Annotated in this window: 24 protein-coding genes; 6 read left to right on the top strand and 18 right to left on the bottom strand. The window is 54.4% G+C overall.

Going from position 1 to position 23445, the window contains the following annotated elements; all coding sequences use genetic code 11:
• Positions 1 to 18 precede the first annotated feature (18 nt).
• From AVO41_RS05025 to leuC, 15 genes are all read right to left on the bottom strand, one after another.
• Positions 19 to 1203 (bottom strand): O-succinylhomoserine sulfhydrylase, encoded by a 1185-nt coding sequence (locus AVO41_RS05025; RefSeq protein ID WP_068583687.1) that lies wholly within the window; start codon positions 1201 to 1203, stop codon positions 19 to 21.
• Positions 1196 to 2707: an amidophosphoribosyltransferase gene (gene purF / locus AVO41_RS05020; protein ID WP_068583685.1), complete on the bottom strand. Its 1512-nt coding sequence runs from the start codon at positions 2705 to 2707 to the stop codon at positions 1196 to 1198. The genes AVO41_RS05025 and purF overlap by 8 nt, the downstream gene beginning before the upstream one ends.
• Before the next feature lies 1 nt (position 2708).
• A complete protein-coding gene (locus AVO41_RS05015) occupies positions 2709 to 3248 on the bottom strand; it encodes an SPOR domain-containing protein (RefSeq protein ID WP_068583682.1) in 540 nt (179 codons plus the stop codon).
• Positions 3245 to 4570 carry a folylpolyglutamate synthase/dihydrofolate synthase family protein gene (locus AVO41_RS05010; RefSeq protein ID WP_068583677.1) on the bottom strand — a complete coding sequence of 442 codons (1326 nt, stop codon included), beginning with the start codon at positions 4568 to 4570 and terminating at the stop codon, positions 3245 to 3247. Before AVO41_RS05010 ends, AVO41_RS05015 begins: the two co-directional genes overlap by 4 nt.
• Before the next feature lie 7 nt (positions 4571 to 4577).
• A complete protein-coding gene (accD, locus tag AVO41_RS05005) occupies positions 4578 to 5435 on the bottom strand; it encodes an acetyl-CoA carboxylase, carboxyltransferase subunit beta (RefSeq protein WP_068583673.1) in 858 nt (285 codons plus the stop codon).
• A gap of 21 nt (positions 5436 to 5456) precedes the next feature.
• Entirely contained in the window at positions 5457 to 6308 is an 852-nt protein-coding gene (gene trpA / locus AVO41_RS05000; RefSeq protein ID WP_068583670.1) for a tryptophan synthase subunit alpha, read from the bottom strand.
• Between the two features lie 13 nt (positions 6309 to 6321).
• A complete protein-coding gene (gene trpB, locus AVO41_RS04995) occupies positions 6322 to 7527 on the bottom strand; it encodes a tryptophan synthase subunit beta (RefSeq protein WP_068583667.1) in 1206 nt (401 codons plus the stop codon).
• Positions 7524 to 8195, bottom strand: coding sequence for a phosphoribosylanthranilate isomerase (locus tag AVO41_RS04990; protein WP_068583665.1), 672 nt, complete (start codon positions 8193 to 8195; stop codon positions 7524 to 7526). The genes trpB and AVO41_RS04990 overlap by 4 nt, the downstream gene beginning before the upstream one ends.
• Positions 8188 to 8988 (bottom strand): tRNA pseudouridine(38-40) synthase TruA, encoded by an 801-nt coding sequence (gene truA / locus AVO41_RS04985; RefSeq protein ID WP_068583662.1) that lies wholly within the window; start codon positions 8986 to 8988, stop codon positions 8188 to 8190. The genes AVO41_RS04990 and truA overlap by 8 nt, the downstream gene beginning before the upstream one ends.
• 20 nt (positions 8989 to 9008) lie before the next feature.
• Complete coding sequence (locus AVO41_RS04980; protein WP_068584765.1) at positions 9009 to 10031, bottom strand: aspartate-semialdehyde dehydrogenase; 1023 nt, start codon at positions 10029 to 10031, stop codon at positions 9009 to 9011.
• Between the two features lie 81 nt (positions 10032 to 10112).
• Positions 10113 to 10535 carry a polymer-forming cytoskeletal protein gene (locus AVO41_RS04975; RefSeq protein ID WP_068583659.1) on the bottom strand — a complete coding sequence of 141 codons (423 nt, stop codon included), beginning with the start codon at positions 10533 to 10535 and terminating at the stop codon, positions 10113 to 10115.
• Between the two features lie 8 nt (positions 10536 to 10543).
• Positions 10544 to 11494 (bottom strand): peptidoglycan DD-metalloendopeptidase family protein, encoded by a 951-nt coding sequence (locus AVO41_RS04970; RefSeq protein ID WP_068583656.1) that lies wholly within the window; start codon positions 11492 to 11494, stop codon positions 10544 to 10546.
• Positions 11495 to 11540: 46 nt separating this feature from the next.
• Positions 11541 to 12620 (bottom strand): 3-isopropylmalate dehydrogenase, encoded by a 1080-nt coding sequence (leuB, locus tag AVO41_RS04965; protein ID WP_068583653.1) that lies wholly within the window; start codon positions 12618 to 12620, stop codon positions 11541 to 11543.
• 55 nt (positions 12621 to 12675) lie between these two features.
• Positions 12676 to 13332, bottom strand: coding sequence for a 3-isopropylmalate dehydratase small subunit (gene leuD / locus AVO41_RS04960; protein WP_068583650.1), 657 nt, complete (start codon positions 13330 to 13332; stop codon positions 12676 to 12678).
• Positions 13329 to 14771 (bottom strand): 3-isopropylmalate dehydratase large subunit, encoded by a 1443-nt coding sequence (gene leuC / locus AVO41_RS04955; protein ID WP_068583647.1) that lies wholly within the window; start codon positions 14769 to 14771, stop codon positions 13329 to 13331. Before leuC ends, leuD begins: the two co-directional genes overlap by 4 nt.
• 160 nt (positions 14772 to 14931) lie before the next feature.
• On the opposite strand from leuC, the gene queE reads away from it, so the two are divergent.
• On the top strand, positions 14932 to 15591 hold the full coding sequence (gene queE / locus AVO41_RS04950; RefSeq protein WP_068583644.1) for a 7-carboxy-7-deazaguanine synthase: 660 nt from the start codon (positions 14932 to 14934) through the stop codon (positions 15589 to 15591).
• Between the two features lie 4 nt (positions 15592 to 15595).
• Here the strand turns inward: queE and AVO41_RS04945 are convergent, their stop codons facing one another.
• Positions 15596 to 16921 carry a D-alanyl-D-alanine carboxypeptidase/D-alanyl-D-alanine-endopeptidase gene (locus AVO41_RS04945; RefSeq protein WP_153003490.1) on the bottom strand — a complete coding sequence of 442 codons (1326 nt, stop codon included), beginning with the start codon at positions 16919 to 16921 and terminating at the stop codon, positions 15596 to 15598.
• A gap of 154 nt (positions 16922 to 17075) precedes the next feature.
• Between AVO41_RS04945 and AVO41_RS04940 the strand changes: the two genes are divergently transcribed.
• The 5 genes from AVO41_RS04940 (at position 17076) to AVO41_RS04920 (ending at position 21341) form a co-directional block, all read left to right on the top strand.
• Entirely contained in the window at positions 17076 to 17726 is a 651-nt protein-coding gene (locus tag AVO41_RS04940) for a DUF6475 domain-containing protein (protein ID WP_068583636.1), read from the top strand.
• Between the two features lie 21 nt (positions 17727 to 17747).
• Complete coding sequence (locus AVO41_RS04935; RefSeq protein ID WP_068583633.1) at positions 17748 to 18443, top strand: hypothetical protein; 696 nt, start codon at positions 17748 to 17750, stop codon at positions 18441 to 18443.
• 129 nt (positions 18444 to 18572) lie between these two features.
• On the top strand, positions 18573 to 19145 hold the full coding sequence (locus AVO41_RS04930) for a peroxiredoxin (RefSeq protein WP_068583630.1): 573 nt from the start codon (positions 18573 to 18575) through the stop codon (positions 19143 to 19145).
• 82 nt (positions 19146 to 19227) lie between these two features.
• Complete coding sequence (gene msrA / locus AVO41_RS04925) at positions 19228 to 20481, top strand: peptide-methionine (S)-S-oxide reductase MsrA (protein WP_068584763.1); 1254 nt, start codon at positions 19228 to 19230, stop codon at positions 20479 to 20481.
• The gene (locus AVO41_RS04920; protein WP_068583627.1) at positions 20478 to 21341 is read left to right on the top strand and encodes a TIGR01777 family oxidoreductase; all 864 of its coding nucleotides are present in this window, start codon (positions 20478 to 20480) and stop codon (positions 21339 to 21341) included. Before msrA ends, AVO41_RS04920 begins: the two co-directional genes overlap by 4 nt.
• Positions 21342 to 21528: 187 nt before the next feature.
• Here AVO41_RS04920 and AVO41_RS04915 read toward each other — a convergent pair whose 3' ends face one another.
• Positions 21529 to 22173 carry an outer membrane protein gene (locus AVO41_RS04915; protein WP_153003489.1) on the bottom strand — a complete coding sequence of 215 codons (645 nt, stop codon included), beginning with the start codon at positions 22171 to 22173 and terminating at the stop codon, positions 21529 to 21531.
• A gap of 200 nt (positions 22174 to 22373) precedes the next feature.
• Positions 22374 to 23414: a heat-inducible transcriptional repressor HrcA gene (gene hrcA, locus AVO41_RS04910; protein WP_068583617.1), complete on the bottom strand. Its 1041-nt coding sequence runs from the start codon at positions 23412 to 23414 to the stop codon at positions 22374 to 22376.
• Positions 23415 to 23445 lie beyond the last annotated feature (31 nt).

Here is a 23445-nt window from a genome sequence, read left to right as displayed (position 1 = left end):
AAAAAACAGGTCGGCGCTTCAGGCAATCGCGTCCAAACCCCGCGCGAGATCGGCTTTCAAGTCATCGATCGTTTCCAGCCCAACGGACACCCTTAACAAAGCCATCGTGATGCCGCTGGCTTCACGCTCGGCTTCCGGCACACGGGCATGGGTGGTGGTTGCCGGATGCGTAATACTGGTTTTGACATCACCCAGATTCGCGGTGATCGAAATCAGGCGCGTCTGGTCGATCACAGACCAGGCTTCGGCCTGACCACCTTTCACCTCAAAGGCCAACAACCCGCCCGGCCCTGCTTGTTGTCGCTCTATCAGCGCTCTTTGAGGATGGTCCGCCAACCCCGGGAAATACACGCGTTCAACCGCCGGGTGCACCGCCAGCCATTCAGCGAGGGATTGCGCTTGGCGACTATGGGCCTCCATTCGCAATGCCAGGGTTTCCAGCCCCTTCAGGAATATCCAGGCATTAAAAGGGCTCATGGATGGCCCGGCCGTGCGCATGACACCACGGATTTTTTCTTCAATCAAATCGGCGGGGCCCACCACGGCGCCGCCGACGGCTCGTCCCTGCCCATCCAAGAATTTGGTGGCCGAATGAATCACCAGATCGGCGCCCAGTGCCAGAGGGCGTTGCAAAGCCGGAGTACAAAAACAGTTATCGACCATTAACCAGGCCTGATGGCGTTTCGCCAGCTCAGAAAGCCGGGCCATGTCTGCAACTTCGGACAATGGATTCGACGGCGTCTCCAAAAACAACAGGCGGGTATTGGGCTGAATCGCGTCTTCCCAAGCCGCCAGATCGGTCAAAGGCACAAAGCTGATCGCCACCCCGAACTTGCGCAAATACTGATCAAACAGCACGCGGGTGGTCCCGAACACATTTTGCGAGCATACCAAATGGTCACCGGCCTGAAGCAGACCAATCATGCTGGTCAGAATGGCCGACATGCCCGAAGCTGTGGCCACACAGGCCTCCCCCTCTTCCATCGCCGCCAAGCGACGCTCAAAGGCCTGAACGGTCGGGTTAGTAAAGCGGGAATAGACATTACCCGCCTCCTCACCACTGAAACGGTCCGCGGCCTGCTGTGCAGACTCATAGCGAAAACTGGAGGTGGGGAAAATGGCTTCACTGTTTTCCTGCTGCTCGGTCTGTTCGTAACCGGCTCGGATCGCGAGCGTTTCCAATGCCCACTGATGATCATCCATTGTAGATCCCCACTGGCTCGCGCCCGACCTGCTTTTGTTTGCGCTTGGCCGAGTCATTACGACTTTGATCCAGAGAATCCAGGTATTCCTGAGTGATGTCGCCCGTCACATAACAGCCGCTGAAACACGACGTGTCAAATTCATTGATGCGTCGGCTGCCATACGACACCGCATCAATCAGATCGTCCAGCTTCTGATAGAACAAACGATCGGCCCCGATGTAGTCACGAATCTGCTCAATGTCTCGTCCATTGGCAATCAGTTCAGACGGGCTGGGCATGTCGATGCCGTAAACATAAGGGTAGCGCACCGCAGGTGCGGCCGAAGCAAAATACACATTTTTGGCACCGGCATCACGCGCCATCTGCACAATTTCTCCGGAAGTGGTACCGCGCACGATCGAATCGTCCACCAACAAAATGTTTTTATCCTGAAACTCAAGCGGGACCGGATTCAGTTTCTGACGCACCGATTTTTTGCGCTGTGTTTGTCCAGGCATGATAAACGTGCGGCCGATGTAACGGTTTTTGATAAAGCCTTCCCGGTAAGGTTTGCCTAAACGGTCCGCCAGCTGCAACGCCGAGGTACGGCTGGTGTCGGGAATCGGCATGACCACATCAATGTCATTGTCCGGCCAATCATTGAGAATCTGTTCAGCCAGTTTTTCACCCATGCGTAAACGGGATTTATAGACTGAGATGTCATCAATCATGGAATCCGGGCGGGCGAAATAAACAAACTCAAAAATACACGGGTTATACTGGGGATTTTCCGCACACTGTTCAAAGTGAATCTCACCTTTCTCGGTGACCACCACCGCTTCCCCTGGCCCCAGATCGCGCATCAGTTCAAACCCGGCTGCACTGAGCGCAACGCTTTCCGACGCAATCATGTAATCGGTATCACCATTGTCGGCCTGGCGCTGACCGACCACAACCGGACGCAAGGCATGCGGATCCCGAAACGCAAAGAGTCCGACCGAAGGAATAATGCCAACGGCAGCATAGCCGCCGCGGCAACGGCGATGCACCCCTTTGATGGCAGCAAAAATATCGCCCGGCGACACCGACAGTTTTTTGTCTCGCATCAACTCATGAGCAAACACATTCACCAACACTTCCGAATCGGAGTTGGTGTTCAGGTGGCGCAAATCTTCTTCATAAATCTCTTTGGACAACTGATCAGCATTGGTGATATTACCGTTATGTCCCAGCGCAATCCCGTAAGGCGAGTTGACATAAAACGGCTGCGCTTCGGCACTTGAAGAGCTACCCGCGGTTGGATAGCGCACATGCCCGATGCCCATGCGCCCGACCAGATCCCGCATGTGGCGGGTGCGGAATACGTCTTTGACCATGCCATTATCTTTTCGCTGGTACAAACGCCCCTGATCACAGGTCACAATACCCGCTGCGTCCTGTCCGCGATGCTGCAAAACCGTCAGCGCGTCATACAACTCCTGATTGACCGGCGTTGCTGAAACCATACCCACTATGCCACACATACTACTCTCTCCCGTTCGTTGCCTCGGTGCCCGATTGGTTCGGCGAAATTCTAACCAGTTGGGATTCAATATTTAACATTTGATCGAGTTTTTTCTGATCTTTTTCAGCCTGCGCACGATCCGCATAAGGACCGGACCGGACTGAATAATAATTGGATTGCGGAAAGTGTTTGATAAACACCTGATAATCGTATTCCAGCTCTCCTGCAAGTTTTCTGGCCTGCTCTTCCGTGCGATACGCAACCAGGCGCAAAATCCACTGCGTCTCAGGCGACGCTGTTTCAGTCGAATCGGCTTGCGGCTCACTGCCTGAAGCCACGTCTGCCTCGGATGCTTCAGTCGGCAGAGTGTGAACCATGGCCGGCTGGCTGTCGGCTTCAGACACTTCCGGCCAGGGCGACTGTGGATCAAATGCAACCGGGTTGGCGTACCACTGGGGCACAACTAGCACGAGAACCCCCAGCCACAATACGGCACCAACCAGGCGATTCTTAAAGGCTTCCTGTTCGTCTGTATGCTCATCGCAAGAGGGATTCGTCATACCACCGCCTCGCTTTCATTCACAGAGACATCCATCACGGGCAATGCCTCCGCCACCGTATAAAAAGACCCACACACCACGGCCTGCATCGATTCATCTTGCGCCAACATACGCCCGGTTTCCAGTGCATGGGCCATCGAATCGCTCACATGAATGCGGTTTGCGGCCATCCCGGCCCCCTTTAACTGATTTGCCAGTACTTCGGAAGACAAGGCGCGCTCAACCGATAGCGGTGGCAACACCCAGTGACGAACCACCGGTGCCAACGCACGGATCATTCCTCCGACATCCTTATCAGCCATCACCGCCAACACACAGACGCAGTGAGGCACAGCCTTCGCCGAAGAAGACAGTGCTTGAGTCAATGCGGCAGCCGCATGGGGGTTGTGCGCCACATCCAGCAGCCAATGCTGCCCCTGCCAAGTGACCTGCTGCATCCGGCCTGCATGCCGCGTCTTTTTCAGTCCTGCCCGCATCTTATCCTGTGCCACCGGACGTTGATCCGAAAGCCAATCCACCAAAGCCAAGACACCACTGGCATTGTCACACTGATAACGTCCTTTCAGCGGCAAGGCCGGCATGGACCAGGTTTCCGTTTTTTGACTCGCATCTGGCAAAAACCACCAGGCCTGGTCCGTCGTCGTACCCTGCCAGTCAAAGTCTTTGCCCAGAGCTCGCAGTGGTGTTTGAAGCGTCTCAGCTTGCGCCATGACCGAGGCTGGCACATGACGGTCCGAGCAGACGCAGGGACGACCAGCGCGCATCACACCGGCTTTTTCTCGGCCAATGGTTTCACGGTCACTGCCCAGCCAGGCCTGGTGATCCACATCGATCGCTGTAATCAGGCACGCATCCGCATCCACCAGATTCACGGCATCCAGGCGACCTCCCAGCCCAACTTCCAGAATGATGACATCCAACGGTTGTTGTGCAAACACATACAAAGCGGCCAGCGTCGCCACTTCGAAATAGGTCAGACGGGTCGGGCCCGCCGCGGCGTCTATGGCTTCAAATGCCGCCACAATGGACGCATCATCAACCGGCTGCAAACCAACCTGAATTCGTTCATTGAATCGATGAAAATGAGGAGATGTGTAGGTGCCGACCCGATAGCCCGCTGCATGATAAATTGAGGCCAGCATCGCCACACTGGAACCCTTGCCGTTGGTGCCAGCCACGGTGATGACCAGTGGCTTTGGTTTGGCCACACCCAGTGCTTGCGCAACCGACTTGACACGCTCGACACCCAGTTCAATCTCGTCCGGATGACGTTGCAGTAAATGCGCCTCCCAGTCGTTGAGTGATCGATACGGGTTCGACATGGTGACGTCAGGCAGCGGGCTTTTTCATCAGCATCCGGCAGACATCGGACAATTCCGACGCCAACTGATGGCGATGGACAATGCGGTCAATGGCCCCGTGCTCCAACAGGAACTCAGAACGCTGAAACCCTTCTGGCAGCGTTTCACGAACCGTCTGTTCAATCACTCTTGGACCGGCAAAGCCAATTAATGCCTTGGGTTCGGCGACATTCAAATCACCCAGCATGGCAAAACTGGCCGAAACACCGCCCATGGTCGGGTCGGTCAGCACTGAAATAAACGGCAGACGCTTTGCTCGCAGCCGACCCAATGCGGCACTGGTTTTGGCCATCTGCATCAGTGAAAACAGCGCTTCCTGCATGCGCGCGCCCCCACTGGCCGAAAACACAACCAGCGGGCATTCCTTTTCAATCGCCGTATTCACCGCACGGACAAATTTTTCTCCCATCACCGACCCCATGGAACCGCCCATGAATCGAAATTCAAAAGCGCCTGCGACAACCTCCAACCCATGGATCTGACCGATCATGGTGACAAAACTGTCCTTTTCACCGGTGGTTTTCTGGGCCTGGGACAAACGGCTTTTATAGGTTTTCATATCCTTGAACTTTAACGCATCGACGGGGGAGACATTGCCATGAATTTCCATGGCGGAGCCTTCATCCAGAAACGTTTCCAAGCGTCGCCGCGCGCCCATTCGCATGTGATGATCACACTTAGGGCAAACATCCAGGTTTCGAATCACTTCGGCGCGATACAAAGTGCTGTCACACTTGGGGCACTTTGTCCAAAGCCCTTCGGGGACATTTTTTTTGCGTTCTCTGACTTGCTTGATACTTGGCAGAATTTTTTCAAACCAACTCATGGTGGGATCTCCCTTTGCAATTCATTCCAGTTCTTTGCCTGCATCGGCCAGATCGATGGCATCACGAAAACATCGCAACTGACTGGTCACGCGGGCTTGGACGGTTTCAAAGTTGACCTGATTCTGTTCAACCAGGGTTTCAATTTCCCGAACCAGGGCCGAACCGATGATCACAGCGTCCCCCAGCTGGGCCATCGCATGAGCCGCCTGAGCATCACGAATGCCAAAACCGATCGCCACAGGCATGGCCGTGCGTTGACGTAACGAGGCCACATGCGTCGCCACATCGTCGACATCCAGCCGGCCTGAACCGGTGACCCCTTTCAATGACACATAGTAAACAAAACCGCTGCCTTGTTCATTGACAGCGGTCAATCGGCTTTCGGGCGTGGTCGGTGAAACGAGGAAAATTAAATCCGTTGACGCCTGTTTCAGTGCCGGCAGGTAAAATTCGGTCTCTTCCGGAGGCATGTCCACCGTTAAAACGGCATCCACCCCTGACTGCTGCGCCTGATGAGCAAACGTTTCCACGCCCATGGCTTCAATCGGGTTCAAGTAGCCCATCAGAATCACAGGCGTGTGTGCATCTTTCTGCCGGAACTGCACCACCATCTCAAGCACCTGTCTGAGGCTAACTTGATGCGACAGCGCCCGCTCCACCGCTTTTTGAATCACCGGGCCATCGGCCATCGGATCCGAGAACGGCACGCCCAGTTCAAGCATGTCCGCCCCTGCGTCCACCAGACTGTGCATCAGTGGCACCGTCATATCCGGGTGCGGGTCACCCGCAGTGATGTAGGGAATCAACGCCGTTCGTTTTTGTTCTTTCAGCGCCGAAAACGTTTCGGCGATGCGTCGAGAGGTTTGGGTCATGTCAGCACTCACGTTAAAATTCAAATCCTTCAATCGCAGCAATGGTATTCATATCTTTATCGCCGCGACCGGACAAATTGACAACAATGGATTGATCCGGACGCATGTCAGCAGCCATTTTGAAGGCCTGAGCCAGTGCATGACTGGTTTCCAGTGCGGGAATAATCCCTTCAAAGCGGGTCAAGTCGCGACACCCCTGCATGGCTTCGTCGTCATCAATGGCCACATATTCCGCACGACCGATGTCTTTCAACCAGGCGTGCTCCGGCCCGACCCCCGGGTAATCCAAACCGGCTGAAATCGAATGTGTCCCCAGTATCTGTCCGTTTTCATCTTCCATAATGTAGGTGCGATTGCCGTGCAAAACCCCCGGCTTCCCTTGGCATAACGGCGCAGCATGTTCTCCCGAAGCCAAACCATGGCCACCGGCCTCCACACCAACCAGTTTGACCGACGTATCACCTAGAAAATCATAAAAAATGCCAATGGCGTTGGAGCCGCCGCCGACGCAGGCCACCACGGCATCGGGCAGACGTCCTTCCTTTTCCAGGTGCTGTTGTTTGGCTTCACGGCCAATAATGGCCTGAAAATCCCGAACCATCATTGGATAAGGGTGAGGGCCAGCCACGGTGCCGATAATATAGAAGGTGTCGTCCACGTTGGTGACCCAGTCTCGCATCGCCTCATTCAGAGCGTCTTTCAGGGTACGGGTACCGGACTCCACTGCGACCACTTCGGCTCCCAGCATACGCATACGGGCGACATTGGGTGCCTGACGCTTGACATCTTCCGCTCCCATGTACACCACGCATTCCAAGCCAAGACGCGCGGCAACCGTGGCACTGGCCACACCATGCTGACCGGCTCCGGTCTCAGCAATGATGCGTGTCTTGCCCAGTTTCTTGGCAAGCAAAGCCTGACCGATGGTATTGTTGATTTTATGCGCACCTGTATGGTTCAGGTCTTCGCGCTTTAGATAGATTTTGGCACCACCGACCGCATCGGACCAGCGCTCTGCCAGATAAAGCGGGGTGGGACGCCCGACATAGTCCTGATAATCACGCGCCAAAGCGTCCATAAACGCTGGATCATCTTTCAGTGACTGGTACTGTGACGTCAATTCCGAAAGTGCCGCCATCAGCGTTTCCGGTGCGAACACACCGCCATACACACCAAAATGGCCTCTTGCATCGGGGTACTGTGAGTAATCAATGGTCATACATTTTCCTGTTTTTGCATCGGGCCAACTGTGGCCTGAATGAATGCCTGAACGAGTTTGGAATCCTTCCGACCCGGAGCGCTTTCAACCCCGCCACTTACATCAACGGCCCAAGGCCGAACCGTGGTGATCGCCTCACTCACGTTATCTTTATTTAATCCACCCGCCAGCACAATCGGCTTATCGAGTGTGGACAAGGCCTGAGGCGTCACCCAGTCCCAGTTGAACTGTTCCCCAGTGCCCCCCGGCACCCCTTTCACGTAGGTATCCAACAGCAATGCCTGACTCCGCGCGTGCGTTTGTGCCAATTCAAACAAGTCTGTATCGGCCTGCATCCGAATCGCCTTCATGTAGGGGCGATCAAACTGTTCACAAAACGTCGCCGTTTCATCACCATGAAACTGCAACAGATCAAGGGGCACCGAGTCCAGCGTCTCTTGCACTGCTTCGACAGAAGCATTCACAAATAACCCGACCGTGGAGACAAAAGGCGGCAATACTGACTGAATCTTTGCCGCCTGCTCAGGGGATACGGCGCGGGGGCTTTTTGAATAAAACACCAGCCCGATTGCATCAGCACCGGCCTGTGCGGCCGCCAACGCATCCGCTTCACAGGTAATGCCGCAAATTTTCACCCGCGTTCGGGCATTGTCTGTCGCATTAACCATGTGAATACTCCCAGAGCCGCTCGTCTAATTGTGCCAGCGGTACGTCCCACTGCGACGGATAATAAGCATTCACAAAATACAAGCCGGTCGCCGGCGCGGTTTTGGCCGCTTTGGTTCGGTCGCGCAAAGCCAGAAGTTCACTGACCCAATCGATCGGGCGTTCCTTACGGCCAATTTCCAGCAGGGTCCCCACAATATTTCGAACCATGTGATGCAAAAACGCATTGGCACGGATATCAATCAACACAAAAGGCCCTTCTCGTCGAACGCTTAGCGCCTGCACTTGTCGCCGTGCATGACTGGCCTGACATCCCGCTGCTCGAAACGAAGAGAAATCCCGTTCGCCAAGCAACAACTGGCCGGCCTGATGCATGAAAACTTCATTCAATGGCGCTCTCTCCCAGGTCACCCGGTCGGCCCAATGCGCTGACGCCACTGGCTGATTCAGTATCACATAGCGATAAGCACGTGCCTCGGCACTGAAACGAGCATGGAACTCGGCAGGCATGAGCTTTGCCCAGGTCACCCGGATATCCGATGGCAATCGGGTGTTGACGCCCTGAACCCAGGCTTTGTTCGGTCGCTCGGCCCGGGTATCAAAATGCGCTACCTGACCCAACGCATGCACACCGGTATCGGTTCGACCCGCACAGGCCATTTCCACCGGTTCATTGGCAATAAAGGCCAACGCGTCCATCAATTGACCCTGGACCGAATCGCAGTGAGGCTGGTACTGCCAGCCACAATACCGTGTGCCAGCGTACTCAACCCCTAGGGCAATGCGTTGAGACATCGGAACGATTCGATTGCCGCTTACAAGTGATCTTTGATCAAAAGTTCCGCAATCTGAACGGTATTGGTCGCCGCACCTTTACGGACGTTGTCTGCCACCACCCAAATGTTCAGCCCGTTATCGCAGGTGATGTCCTCACGCACGCGCCCAACGTACACAGGGTCGGTATCCGCCGCATCGGTCACAGCCGTCGGATAACCGCCGTCTTCATGCTGATCCATCAGCACAATCCCATCGGTCTTTTCAAACAGGGCCTTGGCTTCGTCTGCGGTAATTTTTTTATCGGTTTCCAGGTGAATGGCTTCGCTGTGTCCATAGAACACCGGCACACGCACCGCCGTCGGGTTCACCAGCACTGATTCGTCTTCCAGAATCTTTTTGGTCTCCCACACCATCTTCATTTCTTCCTTGGTGTAGCCATTGTCCTGAAACACGTCAATCTGCGGGATACAGTTAAACGCGATCTGCTTCGGATAAACCTCCGTCTTGACCGGCTTGAGATTCAGGATGTCACGGGTCTGCCCGGCCAGTTCTTCAATCGCTTCTTTCCCCGAACCCGACACCGCCTGATAGGTCGACACATTGATACGTTTGATGCCCACTGCGTCGTGAATCGGCTTGATGGCCACCATCATCTGAATGGTCGAACAGTTGGGGTTGGCAATGATGTTACGCTGAGTGTAGCCCGCCACCGCATCGGGGTTGACCTCCGGGACCACCAGCGGTACATCGTCGTCATAACGAAACTCAGAGGTATTATCAACCACAACACATCCTGCCGCCGCCGCTTTGGGGGCGTATTCTCGCGAAACACTGCCACCGGGTGAGAACAACCCAATCTGGACTTTGGAAAAGTCAAACGTAGCCAGATCCTGGATTTCCACCCAGCTGCCGTTGAATTCTATTTTTTTGCCAGCTGAGCGACTGCTCGCCAGAGGATACAAGTTACGAACCGGAAAGTTGCGTTCCTCCAGAACTTTCAGAATGGTTTCGCCTACGGCACCGGTGGCGCCAGCAACGGCAATGTCATACTGTTTTGTCATCATTCAACCCTTCGTTTCACATTCAAATTCAATTCGTTCAAAACCAACCAGTCCCTTTCGGAATGAGGCGTTCAATCAACCTTAACGACCAGCTTCCTGCAACACATCTTCACTGGGCGCAGGCTGGCTTTGCTGTTTTTTATGCTCGACCACCTTTTTGGCTTCCAACACTTCATCGGTTGGCTCATAAAAGGTTTTTTCTTCGGCCTCGGGGAAGCTGACAATCAAGCCGCCCTCGGTCAGCTCACGGCTTTCACCGATGAACTTGCCACCGGCTTCAATCATCATCTCGCCGCAGACCACTTCGCCCATCAGCTTGCCGGTCGACAAAATATCGATGCTTTCACACACCACCTTGCCTTCAAGCACACCACTGACAACGATGTTTTTGGCGCGAACCAGCCCACTGACGGTGCCCTGGTCGCCGATTGAAATCTCATGCTCGGTTTCCAGAATGCCATCAATTTCACCGTCTATGTGCAGCGCGCCTTCGAGGTCACGCACTTCGCCCTTTAATTTACATCCCGCAGCGATAATTGTTTTTCCACCCGCTGGACGCGACCCTGAATGATTTGACTTAAAGATCCCCATGGAACACCTTCCACTTCATTAAAAATTTCGTTGTAGTTTTTCAAGTCCCAATGCACAAACGCAGTCGGGTTGAGTTTGCGCTGCACAAACGACACTTCATAATGCAAATGCGGCCCGGAAGACAAACCGGTCGACCCGATAAACCCAATCTCCTGGCCTTGACGCACCACTTCACCGGTTTTGACCTTCAACCGACTCATATGACCGTACAGCGTTTTAAAGCCATGATCATGCGACAATATGACCAAGTTACCATAGCCGCTTTTTTTATGGTAGCCGGCGTATTCAACCACGCCATTGGCGGTGGCAATCACCGGGTCTTTTGCATCCCCCCGATAATCAATGCCGCGGTGGTATTCACGCGTGCCCTTGACCGGGTGACGTCGCCAGCCAAAACTGCTGCTGACCCCTTTGAAATTTTTAACCGGGCGCCCACTGGGTAAATCTTCCAGCAAAAGCTGTTTTTCCAGAGTGGTCAACTGGGCCAGTTTGACCCGATCGGTCACCAGTGCATCTTCTTCCGGCTGCACACCGATCAAATCTTCCAGTCCCTGCAGAGTCTGATCGAGAAACTGAACCTGCTTGGTTTTGTTGTCCAGCTGGTCCTGAATCATTTGTTTTTCTTTTTGCAAACTTTGGTACGCATTGCGACTCTTTTCCAGCACACTCTGATATTCAGCCTGAGCATGCTGGCGTTTGCTCTCGATCACCTCAATTTCCTGGTTGAGCCACCAGATGGTCAGCGCTGCCGCCGCAAACATGAGCACAATGGTAAACACCACAAAAACGGCAAACTTTCGTACAAACTGCTTGAACGAAAAATGCCGTGATCCGTGAACGTCACTGATCGTAATGGTAAAGTGGTTTTTCATAATCGCTCAGTTGATTCGGCAGACAGGCTGCCAGGCCTGGTAAAAACTATACTCCCAGCGCCTTCACGACGGCATCGCCCATTTCACGTGTGCCCACAACGGTATCACCTTCGCCGGCAATGTCACCGGTCCGCAACCCCTGATCCAGTACCTGGCTGACCGCCTGCTCAATCTTGTCCGCCAGCTCGGGACGCCCGAGACTGAAACGCAACATCATGGCCGCCGAAAGAATGGTCGCCAGCGGGTTGGCTTTGTTCTGTCCGGCAATGTCGGGCGCCGATCCATGACTGGGCTCGTACATGCCTTTATTGTTCACATCCAAAGACGCCGAAGCCAGCATACCAATTGAACCGGTCAACATCGAGGCTTCGTCTGACAAAATATCGCCGAACATGTTGCCAGTGACCACCACATCAAACTGTTTTGGGTTGAGCACCAACTGCATGGCCGCATTGTCGACATACATGTGAGACACTTCCACATCGGGATAGTCACAGGCCATCTCATCCACAATCTCGCGCCACAGTTCTGTCACCTCCAGCACATTGGCCTTATCGACCGAACAAAGCTTTTTGTTGCGTTTTTGCGCCGCTTCAAACGCGACTTTGGCAATGCGGCGGATTTCGGACTCTCTGTACACATAGGTGTTGTAGCCTTGACGCTCGCCGTTTTCTAGAGTGCGTACGCCACGGGGCTGACCAAAATAAATCCCCCCGGTCAGTTCCCGCACAATCAGAATGTCCAACCCCGCGACCACTTCAGGCTTCAGGGTCGAGGCCGAGGCCAGCTGCGGATAAAGATACGCGGGACGAAGATTGGCAAACAGTTCCAAATCGGAGCGCAAGGTCAGCAGTCCCTTTTCAGGGCGAACGGAAATGTCCAGCGATTCCCACTGGTAACCGCCGACGGCACCCAGCAAAATCGCATCCGCCTGCCGGGCTTTTTCCAGGGTTTCATCTGCCAGAGGCTTCCCGTGTGCGTCGTACGCCGCGCCACCGACCAGATCTTCGCTTAAGGTAATATCCAAGCCGTCGGCTTGACGCAACGCGTCCAACACCTTGACGGCTTCTGCGGTAATTTCAGGCCCGATGCCATCGCCGGGCAACACCAAAACTTGCTGTGTCATCAAATGGTTCCTGTCTCTTTCTGCGCCCTCACGCAGGGCATATTATGGATAAAACTCACTGTGCCGGTTCGGCAAACAACCAAGGCGCTCGCTGACGGTAGTCGGTTTCAAACGCTTCGATCTCGTCACGGTGCTGCAATGTCAGCCCGATGTCATCCAGGCCGTTGAGCAGACAGTGCTTGCGAAAGCTGTCGACGTCAAACGCGATCGGCTCGCCATCAGGCTGGATCAGTTGCTGATTTTCCAGGTCCACCGTCAAGGCATAACCTTCCTGGTCATACACCGCCTGAAACAGCCGCTCTACAGTGTCCGCTGGCAGCACAATCGGCAAAATGCCGTTTTTAAAACTGTTGTTAAAGAAAATATCGGCAAAACTGGGTGCCACAATCACATCAAACCCATAATCTTTCAGGGCCCAGGGGGCATGCTCACGGCTGGAACCGCAGCCAAAATTTTCACGGGCCAACAATAATTTTGCCCCCTGATAACGCGGCTGATTAAGCACAAAATCCTTTTTCAACGGACGCTGACTGTTGTCCATACCCGGTTGCCCAACATCTTCATAACGCCATTCATCAAACAAATTAGGGCCAAAACCGGTGCGCTTGATCGACTTCAAAAACTGCTTGGGAATGATGGCATCGGTGTCCACATTGGCTCGATCCATGGGGGCGACCAACGCCTCGAATTTGGTAAATTTCTGTAAACTCATGCGCTGGCCTCCTGCATCAAGGGACGAACATCAACAAAGTGCCCGGCCACGGCCGCCGCCGCTGCCATCTCGGGGCTGACCAGGTGGGTCCGACCACCGGCGCCCTGGCGCCCTTCAAAATTCCGGTTGGAGGTCGAGGCACAGTGCTTGCCGGCCGGCAACTTGTCCGCGTTCATCGCCAAACACATGGAGCAACCGGGATTTCGCCATTCGAACCCGGCTTCGAGAAAGATGCGGTCCAATCCTTCGGCTTCCGCCTGCTGCTTGACCAAACCGGAACCGGGCACCACCATAGCCAGTTCGACACTGTCGGCGACTTTACGCCCTTTCACCACCTGCGCCGCCGCACGCAAATCTTCAATGCGCGAATTGGTACAGGAGCCGATAAAAATATAATCCACCCCAATATCCACAAAGGGCGTGCCAGGCTGGAGCCCCATGTATTGCAAGGCCTTACGGATGCTCTCAGCCTTGACCGAATCCGACGCCTGATCCGGGTCCGGGACCCGACCATTGATCGCGCCCACCATCTCTGGCGATGTCCCCCATGACACCTGCGGTTCAATGGCCGACCCATCCAGCTCAACCACCTTGTCAAACTCAGCGCCCTCGTCAGACTTGAGAGTCCGCCAGGCCTCAACTGCCTGATCCCAAAGCGCACCGGACGGCGCATAGGGACGACCTTTCACATACTCAATGGTCTTTTCGTCCACCGCTACCAGACCCACACGCGCCCCGGCTTCAATCGCCATATTACAGACGGTCATGCGGCCCTCAATCGACATGTCACGGAACACCTGACCACCAAATTCGATCGCATAACCCGTGCCACCGGCGGTGCCGATCTCTCCGATCACCGCCAGGATCACATCTTTGGGTGTGACACCGGGGGCCAGTTTGCCATCCACCTTGACCAGCATGTTTTTCATTTTCTTTTGAATCAGGCACTGCGTCGCGAGGACGTGCTCGACTTCAGAAGTGCCCACGCCATGGGCCAGCGCACCCAGCGCACCATGCGTCGCCGTATGCGAATCACCACACACCAGCGTCATACCGGGCAGGGTAATCCCTTCTTCCGGCCCCACAACATGCACAATCCCCTGACGCGGATCCCCCATTGGAAATTCCAGAATGCCAAATTCCGCCGCATTCTTATCCAGTGTCTGCACCTGAATGCGGGACACCGGATCTTCGATGGAAGACACCCCGCCTTTCAGGGAGGTGGTCGGCACATTGTGGTCACAGGTTGCCACATTGGCCTCAACCCGCCAAGGTTTTCGACCGGCCAGGCGCAATCCCTCAAACGCTTGCGGCGAGGTCACTTCGTGCAGAAGCTGGCGATCAATGTAGATCAATGCGGTGCCGTCGGATTCCTCTCGAATCCGATGCGAGGCCCACAATTTGTCATACAGAGTCTGCGGGGCGGTCGTGTCTGTCATGCTCTGTTTTCTCCGGCGATGAATTAAACGATCTATCCTGGTTCGGTAAGCGATTTTTGCTCACCGGCCTGTTAAAATGGTCCAATATTGTAGCATTTTCGCGACTTGACCAGGGCAATTTTTCACCTGGGTTGAGATGGGTGAGAGGGACCTGACAACGATGGCGTACCGCATCAAAGAAGCATTTTATTCACTGCAGGGCGAAGGGTTTCATTCCGGCCGCCCCGCCATTTTCTGCCGGTTTGCTCACTGCAACCTCTGGACGGGCCTTGAAGCGGATCGCCACAAAGCCGTGTGCCAGTTCTGCGACACCGATTTTGTGGGAACAGACGGTCAGAACGGTGGGCGCTTTGACACCGCAGAGGCACTTGTCAGCCACCTGCTGGGCCTTTGGCCCGATGAAGTCGAACAAGACAAAACGGCGCCCTTTGTCGTCCTAACCGGCGGTGAACCGCTGCTACAGGTCAATACTGATCTGATCGACGCCTTTCACCAGGCTGGCTTTGAAATTGCCGTGGAAACCAATGGCACGCAAAAAGCGCCGCCAGGCATTGACTGGTTATGCGTCAGCCCCAAAGCGGGTGCCCCGTTGATTCAAGACCATGGCGACGAACTGAAACTGGTATACCCCCAACCCAACCTGCACCCGCATCAGGTCGCAGACCTGGATTTTGATTTTTTCTATCTTCAACCCATGGCCGACCCGAACACCCCCTCGCAAAACACAAGCGCCCATTTAAAAGACACGCTGGCCTATTGCCTGGCTCACCCCCAATGGCGCCTGAGCTTGCAGACCCACAAATTACTGGGCATTGACTAAGGCCTCAGGGGGTTGAAGCGGCCAACGCCTGGTCGCCAGTCTGCAAAGCCCGACGGAACCGTTGAGCAAATTGCCAGCGCGCATCCAGTGGCCCTGTGTCATTCAACAGCCACACAAACGGCACCACCGACTGATCACAACTGGTCGGACACACATATCCGGCGAGGGTACGCACGCCTTGCAAGGTGCCGGTCTTGGCCCACACCCCGGTTCGCTCCTGTGGCAACAATGAACGCCAGGGAGCAAACGCGTTCAATACCTGCCCGAGCTGTCGTGCGCTCAGTCGATTCTGACGACTCAGTCCGGCGCCCTCGTAAACCGTTACTTCCGCCCAGCCAAAACGCGCCTTCAACGCATGCGACAGGTAGCGCCTGACACTTGCCATGGTCGCTGGCGGGCCGAAACGCTCCGCACTGAGCTTTAAAATCAGATGATGCGCAATCAGATTGGTTGAGTATTTGAGCATGGCACGCACCTGCTCTGCCAAAGGCTTGGGGTTTTCAAAACGCAAAAAGGGGGTTTTTGACCAGGCCTGGTTTTCCGACAGCGCGACCGAATCCGGCGTCCGACGCGAGACGCTCTGCACAGTCACGTCTTCACGCGCCAGAAACGTCTGCAGCAACTGGCCGAAATACACCGCACTGCGCTCGGGGCGCTGCCCCAGATTGATTCGTCCGACAGCCTGATCCGCGGGCAAACGCTCTGACGCGATCGATGCCGCCAAAGCGGTCAACGGGGTTTGCGGCTCGCCACTTCGAATACGACCGTCTTCGCGTCGCACCTTGAGGGTATTGAAATTGGCCATCAGGGCCGTTGGCAGCGCATCGTATGGATTGTCTGTCTGCGACAACCCGGGGACCGTTTCCGGAGCTACATCAAAATACCCATCATCCAATACCAAACGCTCAATGCGGCCAATACCCTTTTGCTTCAAACGTTCGGTCAAGCGAGCGGCCAGTGTGGCCAAGGTTTCTGACACCAGAAACGGATCGCCATACCCTTTGACCACCAGCTCCCATCCGCGCTCGGTAGACTGCAGATGCACGTCCGTATGAAAGCGATGATCTGGCGACCAGGTCTCCAGTGCCAGAAGGGCAGTAATGAGCTTGACCGTGGACGCCGGAATTCTGGGAACCTGATCCTGCATGCGCCAAACCGTCGATATCGCGCCCGCCTCCGCAGTCCAGACAGACAGGGCATCAGACGAAACCAACGTTCCCGGCAGAGACCGGGACTGATCCGCCCAGGTCAGCTGGGTGGCACCGGCAACCCAGAACAATCCCGCGGCACAGACAATTGAGACGATCCATTTCGAAAAATTCGTGGCCAAAATGCTATACTCTGCTGTAAAGAACGTCACCGACTCAACCGACAAAAAAGCGAACAATACGGTGACCAAAATGAGCTGCTTTTCATAAATGCTCTGAGATTATCATACACCAATCCTGACCGATCTGACCCGGCCTTTGGCGAATAGGAACCCCATGCAACAACATGATCTGGAAAAATTTTCGCAGATAATGACCACCGTCTTTGCCTATTATGAAAAAGACTTGACGGAAATGACCTTTGAACTTTACTGGAACGGCTTGAAAAACTATTCAATCGAGCAGGTCCAGCAAGCGTTCAATGCCCATATGCAACACCCGGAAGAAGGCAAATGGTGGCCCAAGATTTCCGACATCATCAAACACTGCAAAGGTGGCAGCCAGGACCGGGCCCTGAACGCATGGAATCTGGTGGAAAACGCAATTCGTCGTGTCGGGGCCTATCAGGACGTGGTGTTTTCCGACCCGCTGATTCATCACATCATCCATCGCATGGGCGGCTGGATCGCACTGTGTAATCTGCCGGATGAAAAATCGTTAACTTTTAAAGCCAATGAGTTCAAAAATGCCTATCGGGCATTGTATGGAACGCCTGCGGCCCAGCATCTGCCCGAGGCACTCACCGGCATCGTGAATCAGCAGAATGCCAAAATCAAAGGCGCTCGGCTGCAACCACCGGTTTACATCGGGGATGCCGAACAGGCACGGCAGGTCGCGCGCCATCTCAAGACACCTCAGGCACCGATTGAAGTCGCCAAAGCCAGTTCAAAATGGCTGAGCCAACAGCCCCCATCGGATCCGGCGTAAACCGCTCAGGATGACTGTTTTATGAACATCACCTTTGACACTCAGGTTGCCCAGACCCTTTCCATGCACGAAGCGGTGTTTCTCGGCTGGATGAACGAACACTACGACCAGCGCCCACTGAAAACCCAAGAGCTGGTGGAAGTCTTTGATTTCTGGAAACCCGAACTGGTCTACAAGGTCCTGTTGCGACTGGAAGAGCGCGACATCTTGCACGTCAAACGCGACAACCGGGGATTCTGCCGCCTGTCACTCAATCCGAATGCCTACCAGGCCCAAACCGGACAGACCTGCCCGGTGCACGCCACTCCGCCAGTGATGGACGACAACCTCAAGCGCCACCTCAAGCGTTTTCAGGGAACCGACAACCTTCTCCATCAAAAGTTGTCGGAGCTGGTTGCGCACCACAGCGCACAAATGCTCGATTACGCCCAGCAGGAAGGATTGAATGAACCCACAGCCAAACAATCACTGGATAAGTTCCTGCATTATGTCAGTGCCGACCCTGATCGGTTCTGGAACTCGGATCTGATCGCTTATTGGCGCTTTTGGGTCAGCAACACTCTGGAACGACAACCCTCCCCAAAATACCCACAGGACGGCAAACGGGCCCAGATGGAACGTTCCGCGCAACACGCCGCCTCCACTTGGCTCAAGAAAAAATCCATGGCCAACGACCTGCACACCACCGTACCCATCGAAACCGGCAAAAAAACCTGACTACAACACACCCTATACAAAAACAATACAAAACACTTCAAAAAACCCTTTCTATCATGGACAGGCCTGGTCAAAACATGAATAATGATTAAAAGGCCAAGGGTTCGGATGAATCCAACAGGAGGTCCCATGATCAAGTCATTACACACTCAGCTCGCCCGCCCTGTCAGAAGGGGGCTGCTCCTCTTTTTCCTGCTGAGCAGCTCTGTCGCGGTTGCGAGTCAGGCGCTATCGATTGGACAGACCGCACCGGATTTTCGCTTGATGGATCAGCACAACCAGCCCCATCAACTCTCCGACTACCAAGGCAAATGGCTGGTTTTGTACTTTTATCCCAAAAACGATACCCCCGGCTGCACCACAGAAGCCTGTAGCTTCCGCGACAACATCAACCGCCTGATCCAGCAGGACGCAGTGGTCTTGGGCGTGAGCGTTGATTCTCAAGCCAGCCATGCGGCCTTTGCTGAAAAACATGACCTGCCGTTCTCACTGCTGGCCGATACCGATGCAGACGTGGCGGCGCAATACGGTGCCCTGCTGGATCTGGTCGTGGTCAAATTTGCCAAACGCCAGACCTTTATCATTGCTCCAGACGGGACATTGGCCAAAATTTATCGGAATGTTGATCCGGACACACACGTCAAACAGGTTTTGACTGACTTGAAACAATTGAAAACGGTTGCCACACTGGAGGGAGATTGAAATGCTTACGTTCCGCACCCTTTTGCTGGCGCCATGGCTGGCTTTTTCACTGAGTTTAACTGCTTGCGCCAAGGAGGCCCCCATGAATGACATTGCTGTCTCACAACTGCCCGACAACGCCGAGTCCATCGTGCTCGGCATGGGATGTTTCTGGGGCGCGGAAAAACGCATGGGCGAAATTGACGGCGTGCTGCGCGTGGAAAGCGGCTATGCCGGAGGCGATGACCCGGACGCAGGTTACTACGACGTACTGGGGTTGGAAAAACAGATCCGCATGGGAGTAAGCGACCAACGCAATCACGCCGAAGTGGTGCGGGTGTTTTTTGACCCGGAAGCCGTCAGTCTTGAACGAGTGCTGGCCGGATTCTGGGAAAACCACGATCCCACCCAGAAAAACCGTCAGGGCAACGACGTCGGCACCAACTACCGCAGCGCGATTTACACCCAAAATGACGACCAGATGACTGTGGCACGTCAAACCATGGCGCGCTATCAGCAAGCCCTAACCGAGGCCGGAAAGGGCACAATCCAAACCGAAATTGCGCCTTTGAAAAATTACATCACCGCTGAAGACTACCATCAGGACTATCTCGCCAAAAACCCCAACGGCTATTGCGGCCTCGGCGGTACAGGCGTGGCCTACCCTGGACTGGCCAGCAGGGAAAAAGCCGCCGATGTGGCCCCCGCCCTCGATGGCGAGGCTCTGAACTTTGAACAGCAGCTGGTGGTGTTTGAAGCCAAAGACTGCGCCTTCTGCGATCAGTTCAAGCGGGAAATCCTCAACGACTGGCAGTCTGAGGTAGCCGTCACCACCACCCTCACCCCCGAGGCACCGACGGGTTGGGAGCTGGCCAAACCACTGTTTGCCACGCCGACCATGGTGCTTTTCAAGAATGGACGCGAAGTAGCGCGCTTTACCGGCTACAAAGGCGAAAAAACCCGTTTCTGGGAATGGCTCGGCTTTCAGATCCTGACCCCGGAGCAGCAGCGCATCGCGTTCGAAAGTGGGACGGAGCGCCCCTTTACCGGCTCGCATCTGGATGAAAAACGTCCAGGTACCTTCGTTGACCCGATTACCGGCGCCCCGCTGTTTCGCACCGACACCAAGTTCGAAAGCGGGTCCGGCTGGCCCAGCTTTTTCAATCCCGTGCCCGGTGCCATCACCGAGCACCCGGATGACTCACATGGTATGAATCGAATCGAAGTACGCAGCGCCAGTTCAGGCATTCATCTGGGACACGTCTTCAACGATGGTCCACCGCCGACCGGCAAGCGCTATTGCATCAACGGCAATGTCCTGACATTTGTACCGGATGAAGACGAGGCGACCCAATGAAAATCGTGATTACAGGCGGCACAGGTTTGATCGGGCAGGCGCTGGCAGCCCATTTTGAACGCCACCACGAGGTCATCACCTATGGGCGTGAAGCCTTTGCCACGGACTTTGACCTGTCCAAAGCGCTGCAAGGCGCCGATGCCCTGTTTCATCTGTCTGGCGCCAACATTGGCAAGCGCTGGCACAAAGGGTATGAAGACGAACTCTGGCACAGTCGCATCGACACCACGCAGGCCCTCGCAAACGCATTGAAAACGCTCGAACCGGAGCAACGGCCCCAACGCATCATCAGCGCCTCAGCCATCGGGTTTTACCCGGAACGCTCGTGTGATGCACCACTGGATGAAACCCACTCCCAGGCCGGCGAGCATTTTCTCGGACGTCTGTCCGAGGCCTGGGAAGCCTCGGCTCAAAAACTGAGTGATGACGTCCTGATCTTTCGTTTTGGCGTGGTGCTCGACACCAAAGGCGGCGCACTCGCTAAAATGCTGCCCGCTTTCAGGCTCGGGCTGGGCGGGCCGGTGGCTGGAGGTAAACAATGTTTCAGCTGGGTCTGTATTGATGATTTGGTGAGAGCGTTTGGACACGCCCTGAATCATCCGGATCTGACCGGCGTGGTTAACCTCACCGCGCCGACCCCCGTGACCCAGCATCAATTTGGGCAAACACTGGCTAGAGTACTCAAACGCCCTTTTGGCTTGCCTTTGCCAGCCTGGCAACTAAAACTGATGTTCGGGCGTGGCGCTCAGGTGTTGATGCTGAGCCACGCGGTTTTGCCAACCCGGCTTCAGGCTTACGGGTTTGTCTTCCATTACCCCACGCCCGAAGCAGCTCTATCTCACCTACTAGAAAAAAATTGACCTTCACCAAGCCTGGTAAAAACATGACATAAAAAGGAACCGAGTCAAGAAAAACGGCTCTCAAAAAAGCATGGAAGGCAAAGACAAGCATCATGAAAAGAACCATGACTCAAAAAGACACATGAAGTCAGTGTGGGCAGTCGAGCCAAGGATTAAGCTCGACTTGTTTTGCCAAAGTTGGCAGAACTTACTTCATCATACAGTAGCGATATTGAATGCCGAACAAAACGCTTTGACTGTCGACATCCCATTCATTCGATCCAAACACTTCATCACCACTTGAGCGCTGATACTCAAAAGAGGCAGAAAGCATATCTGTTAATGCATATTTCATACCTAAACCGTAAGTCATCGTATCAATGTCTTCTGAATCACTGCTAGAGCTGGTAGAAATTTCAATTTGACCGATACCAAAACGCCCGTAGGCTAATAAATTCCGAGTGATGTAGTAACCTGGAATCAACGACGCATTCCAGATCTTATCCGCTTCGACCTTTCCACTCCAACTGCCAGAGCTGTTCAAATCAGCATATCCCAGACCATTATCTAAATATTGATAACTGGCCCCCAGATATAAATCATTAAAGCTTCGTCCCAGACCGGCCTCAAAACCGATACCCGCTTCCATTCCATTGCTGTCAAAACCAATTTTGCTTGACGTTGTTTTATTAGTAATGTCGCCATCCAGTTTCGAACCATTCAATGTCAACCCAGCGTACACACCATCCAGTGAACCGGGCTCGGCTGCATTGGATTGCAAAGGTATTGCGCAAGCCAGTGCCAGAGTCGCCATTGATTTTGCGATATTTCTTGATTGGTAAGTAAAAGTCACACAGTCTCCATTTCGTTTAGAACCCTAATCATAACTCTCTTTTAAGGAACTTGGGATACTCCCTAAGATCATACCTTAAAAGCTTAAATATTAGCATAAACACTTACCAGCAAACAACAAAGAAAATCCATTCCTCTAAATCCATAAGACTGAAATCAAATTTTGACTGGTGCTGTAAAAAAGTCGATGCCATTTAGGCCTCAGGCGTCTTGACGCAACAATGAACTGAGTATACGGGCGGTCATGTCCACCCGGGGCACAATGCGATCGTATGGCATGCGGCTCGGCCCAACCACGCCCAAAACCCCCAGCACCTGCCCGTCGCGTTCATAGGGTGTGGTGATCACACTGCAGTCCTGATACGAATCCGCTCCGCACTCTTTGCCGATAAAGACCTGAACCCCTTTTGCATCCATGCTCTTGTTGAGCAGCTGCAACATGTGCGAATGCTCTTCGAACGAAGAGAAAAGCGCCTTGAGCTTGTCTGATTGGGCCAATTCTTCATAGTTGAGCAGATTGGACTGACCGGAAACAAAATACGGCAAGTCCTGCTGCATTTTCTGCTCGATCACCTGATCGGTTGCCTCGACAATGGCCAGCATCAGCTGGTCCATATTCTGGCGCAATGTATCCAACCGCGCCACCATGTGGTGCTTGACGTCCGACAGCGGCAACCCGCGAAAATGCTCATTCAGATAGTTGGCCGTCTGAATCAGGTGGCTTTCCGATACCGGCGCGTCAAACTCAATGATCCGGTTCTGAATGTCCTGATCGTTCAGGACCAGCACCACCAGCACCCGGGTCTCACTCAGGCGTACAAAATCAATGTGGCGCAACACTTCCTGTTCTTTGCGCGGCACCATCACCAGACTGGCCATGCCGGTCAAACCGGAAAGGATGTTCGAGGCCGAGCCCAGCAATTCATCCTGCGTCTGAGCCTGCTCGAACCCTTTTTCGATGCGAGCTTTAAGCTGCTGATCCAACGGCTGCAGCGTCAGAATCGAATCCACAAACACCCGAAACCCCTGATCCGTGGGCACACGCCCCGCGGAGGTGTGGGGCGCATGCACCAGCCCCAGACGTTCCAGGTCGGCCATCACATTGCGCACCGTGGCGGGACTGACCCCGACATCGGGCATTTTCGCCAGCGCAGTCGACCCGACTGGCCGCCCCTCGTTCAGGTATAATGCCATCAAGTGCTTAAACAACAATTGCGCGCGATCGTTAAACGGGTCTCTCATACTGGATTTCCTGAATACTCGTGCGACATCG

It is taken from the genome of Thiomicrospira sp. WB1, from assembly GCF_001507535.1.
In the GTDB taxonomy this organism is placed as follows: domain Bacteria; phylum Pseudomonadota; class Gammaproteobacteria; order Thiomicrospirales; family Thiomicrospiraceae; genus Hydrogenovibrio.
This window is presented reverse-complemented; position numbering and strand designations above follow the sequence as displayed.

Excerpts from the sequence above, each read along its gene's own strand:
- AVO41_RS05025 (WP_068583687.1), bottom strand. The coding sequence starts at position 1,203 with ATGGATGATCATCAGTGGGCATTGGAAACGCTCGCGATCCGAGCCGGT.
- purF (WP_068583685.1), bottom strand. The coding sequence starts at position 2,707 with ATGTGTGGCATAGTGGGTATGGTTTCAGCAACGCCGGTCAATCAGGAG.
- AVO41_RS05015 (WP_068583682.1), bottom strand. The coding sequence starts at position 3,248 with ATGACGAATCCCTCTTGCGATGAGCATACAGACGAACAGGAAGCCTTT.
- AVO41_RS05010 (WP_068583677.1), bottom strand. The coding sequence starts at position 4,570 with ATGTCGAACCCGTATCGATCACTCAACGACTGGGAGGCGCATTTACTG.
- accD (WP_068583673.1), bottom strand. The coding sequence starts at position 5,435 with ATGAGTTGGTTTGAAAAAATTCTGCCAAGTATCAAGCAAGTCAGAGAA.
- trpA (WP_068583670.1), bottom strand. The coding sequence starts at position 6,308 with ATGACCCAAACCTCTCGACGCATCGCCGAAACGTTTTCGGCGCTGAAA.
- trpB (WP_068583667.1), bottom strand. The coding sequence starts at position 7,527 with ATGACCATTGATTACTCACAGTACCCCGATGCAAGAGGCCATTTTGGT.
- AVO41_RS04990 (WP_068583665.1), bottom strand. The coding sequence starts at position 8,195 with ATGGTTAATGCGACAGACAATGCCCGAACGCGGGTGAAAATTTGCGGC.
- truA (WP_068583662.1), bottom strand. The coding sequence starts at position 8,988 with ATGTCTCAACGCATTGCCCTAGGGGTTGAGTACGCTGGCACACGGTAT.
- AVO41_RS04980 (WP_068584765.1), bottom strand. The coding sequence starts at position 10,031 with ATGACAAAACAGTATGACATTGCCGTTGCTGGCGCCACCGGTGCCGTA.
- AVO41_RS04970 (WP_068583656.1), bottom strand. The coding sequence starts at position 11,494 with ATGAAAAACCACTTTACCATTACGATCAGTGACGTTCACGGATCACGG.
- leuB (WP_068583653.1), bottom strand. The coding sequence starts at position 12,620 with ATGACACAGCAAGTTTTGGTGTTGCCCGGCGATGGCATCGGGCCTGAA.
- leuD (WP_068583650.1), bottom strand. The coding sequence starts at position 13,332 with ATGAGTTTACAGAAATTTACCAAATTCGAGGCGTTGGTCGCCCCCATG.
- leuC (WP_068583647.1), bottom strand. The coding sequence starts at position 14,771 with ATGACAGACACGACCGCCCCGCAGACTCTGTATGACAAATTGTGGGCC.
- queE (WP_068583644.1), top strand. The coding sequence starts at position 14,932 with ATGGCGTACCGCATCAAAGAAGCATTTTATTCACTGCAGGGCGAAGGG.
- AVO41_RS04940 (WP_068583636.1), top strand. The coding sequence starts at position 17,076 with ATGCAACAACATGATCTGGAAAAATTTTCGCAGATAATGACCACCGTC.
- AVO41_RS04935 (WP_068583633.1), top strand. The coding sequence starts at position 17,748 with ATGAACATCACCTTTGACACTCAGGTTGCCCAGACCCTTTCCATGCAC.
- AVO41_RS04930 (WP_068583630.1), top strand. The coding sequence starts at position 18,573 with ATGATCAAGTCATTACACACTCAGCTCGCCCGCCCTGTCAGAAGGGGG.
- msrA (WP_068584763.1), top strand. The coding sequence starts at position 19,228 with ATGAATGACATTGCTGTCTCACAACTGCCCGACAACGCCGAGTCCATC.
- AVO41_RS04920 (WP_068583627.1), top strand. The coding sequence starts at position 20,478 with ATGAAAATCGTGATTACAGGCGGCACAGGTTTGATCGGGCAGGCGCTG.
- hrcA (WP_068583617.1), bottom strand. The coding sequence starts at position 23,414 with ATGAGAGACCCGTTTAACGATCGCGCGCAATTGTTGTTTAAGCACTTG.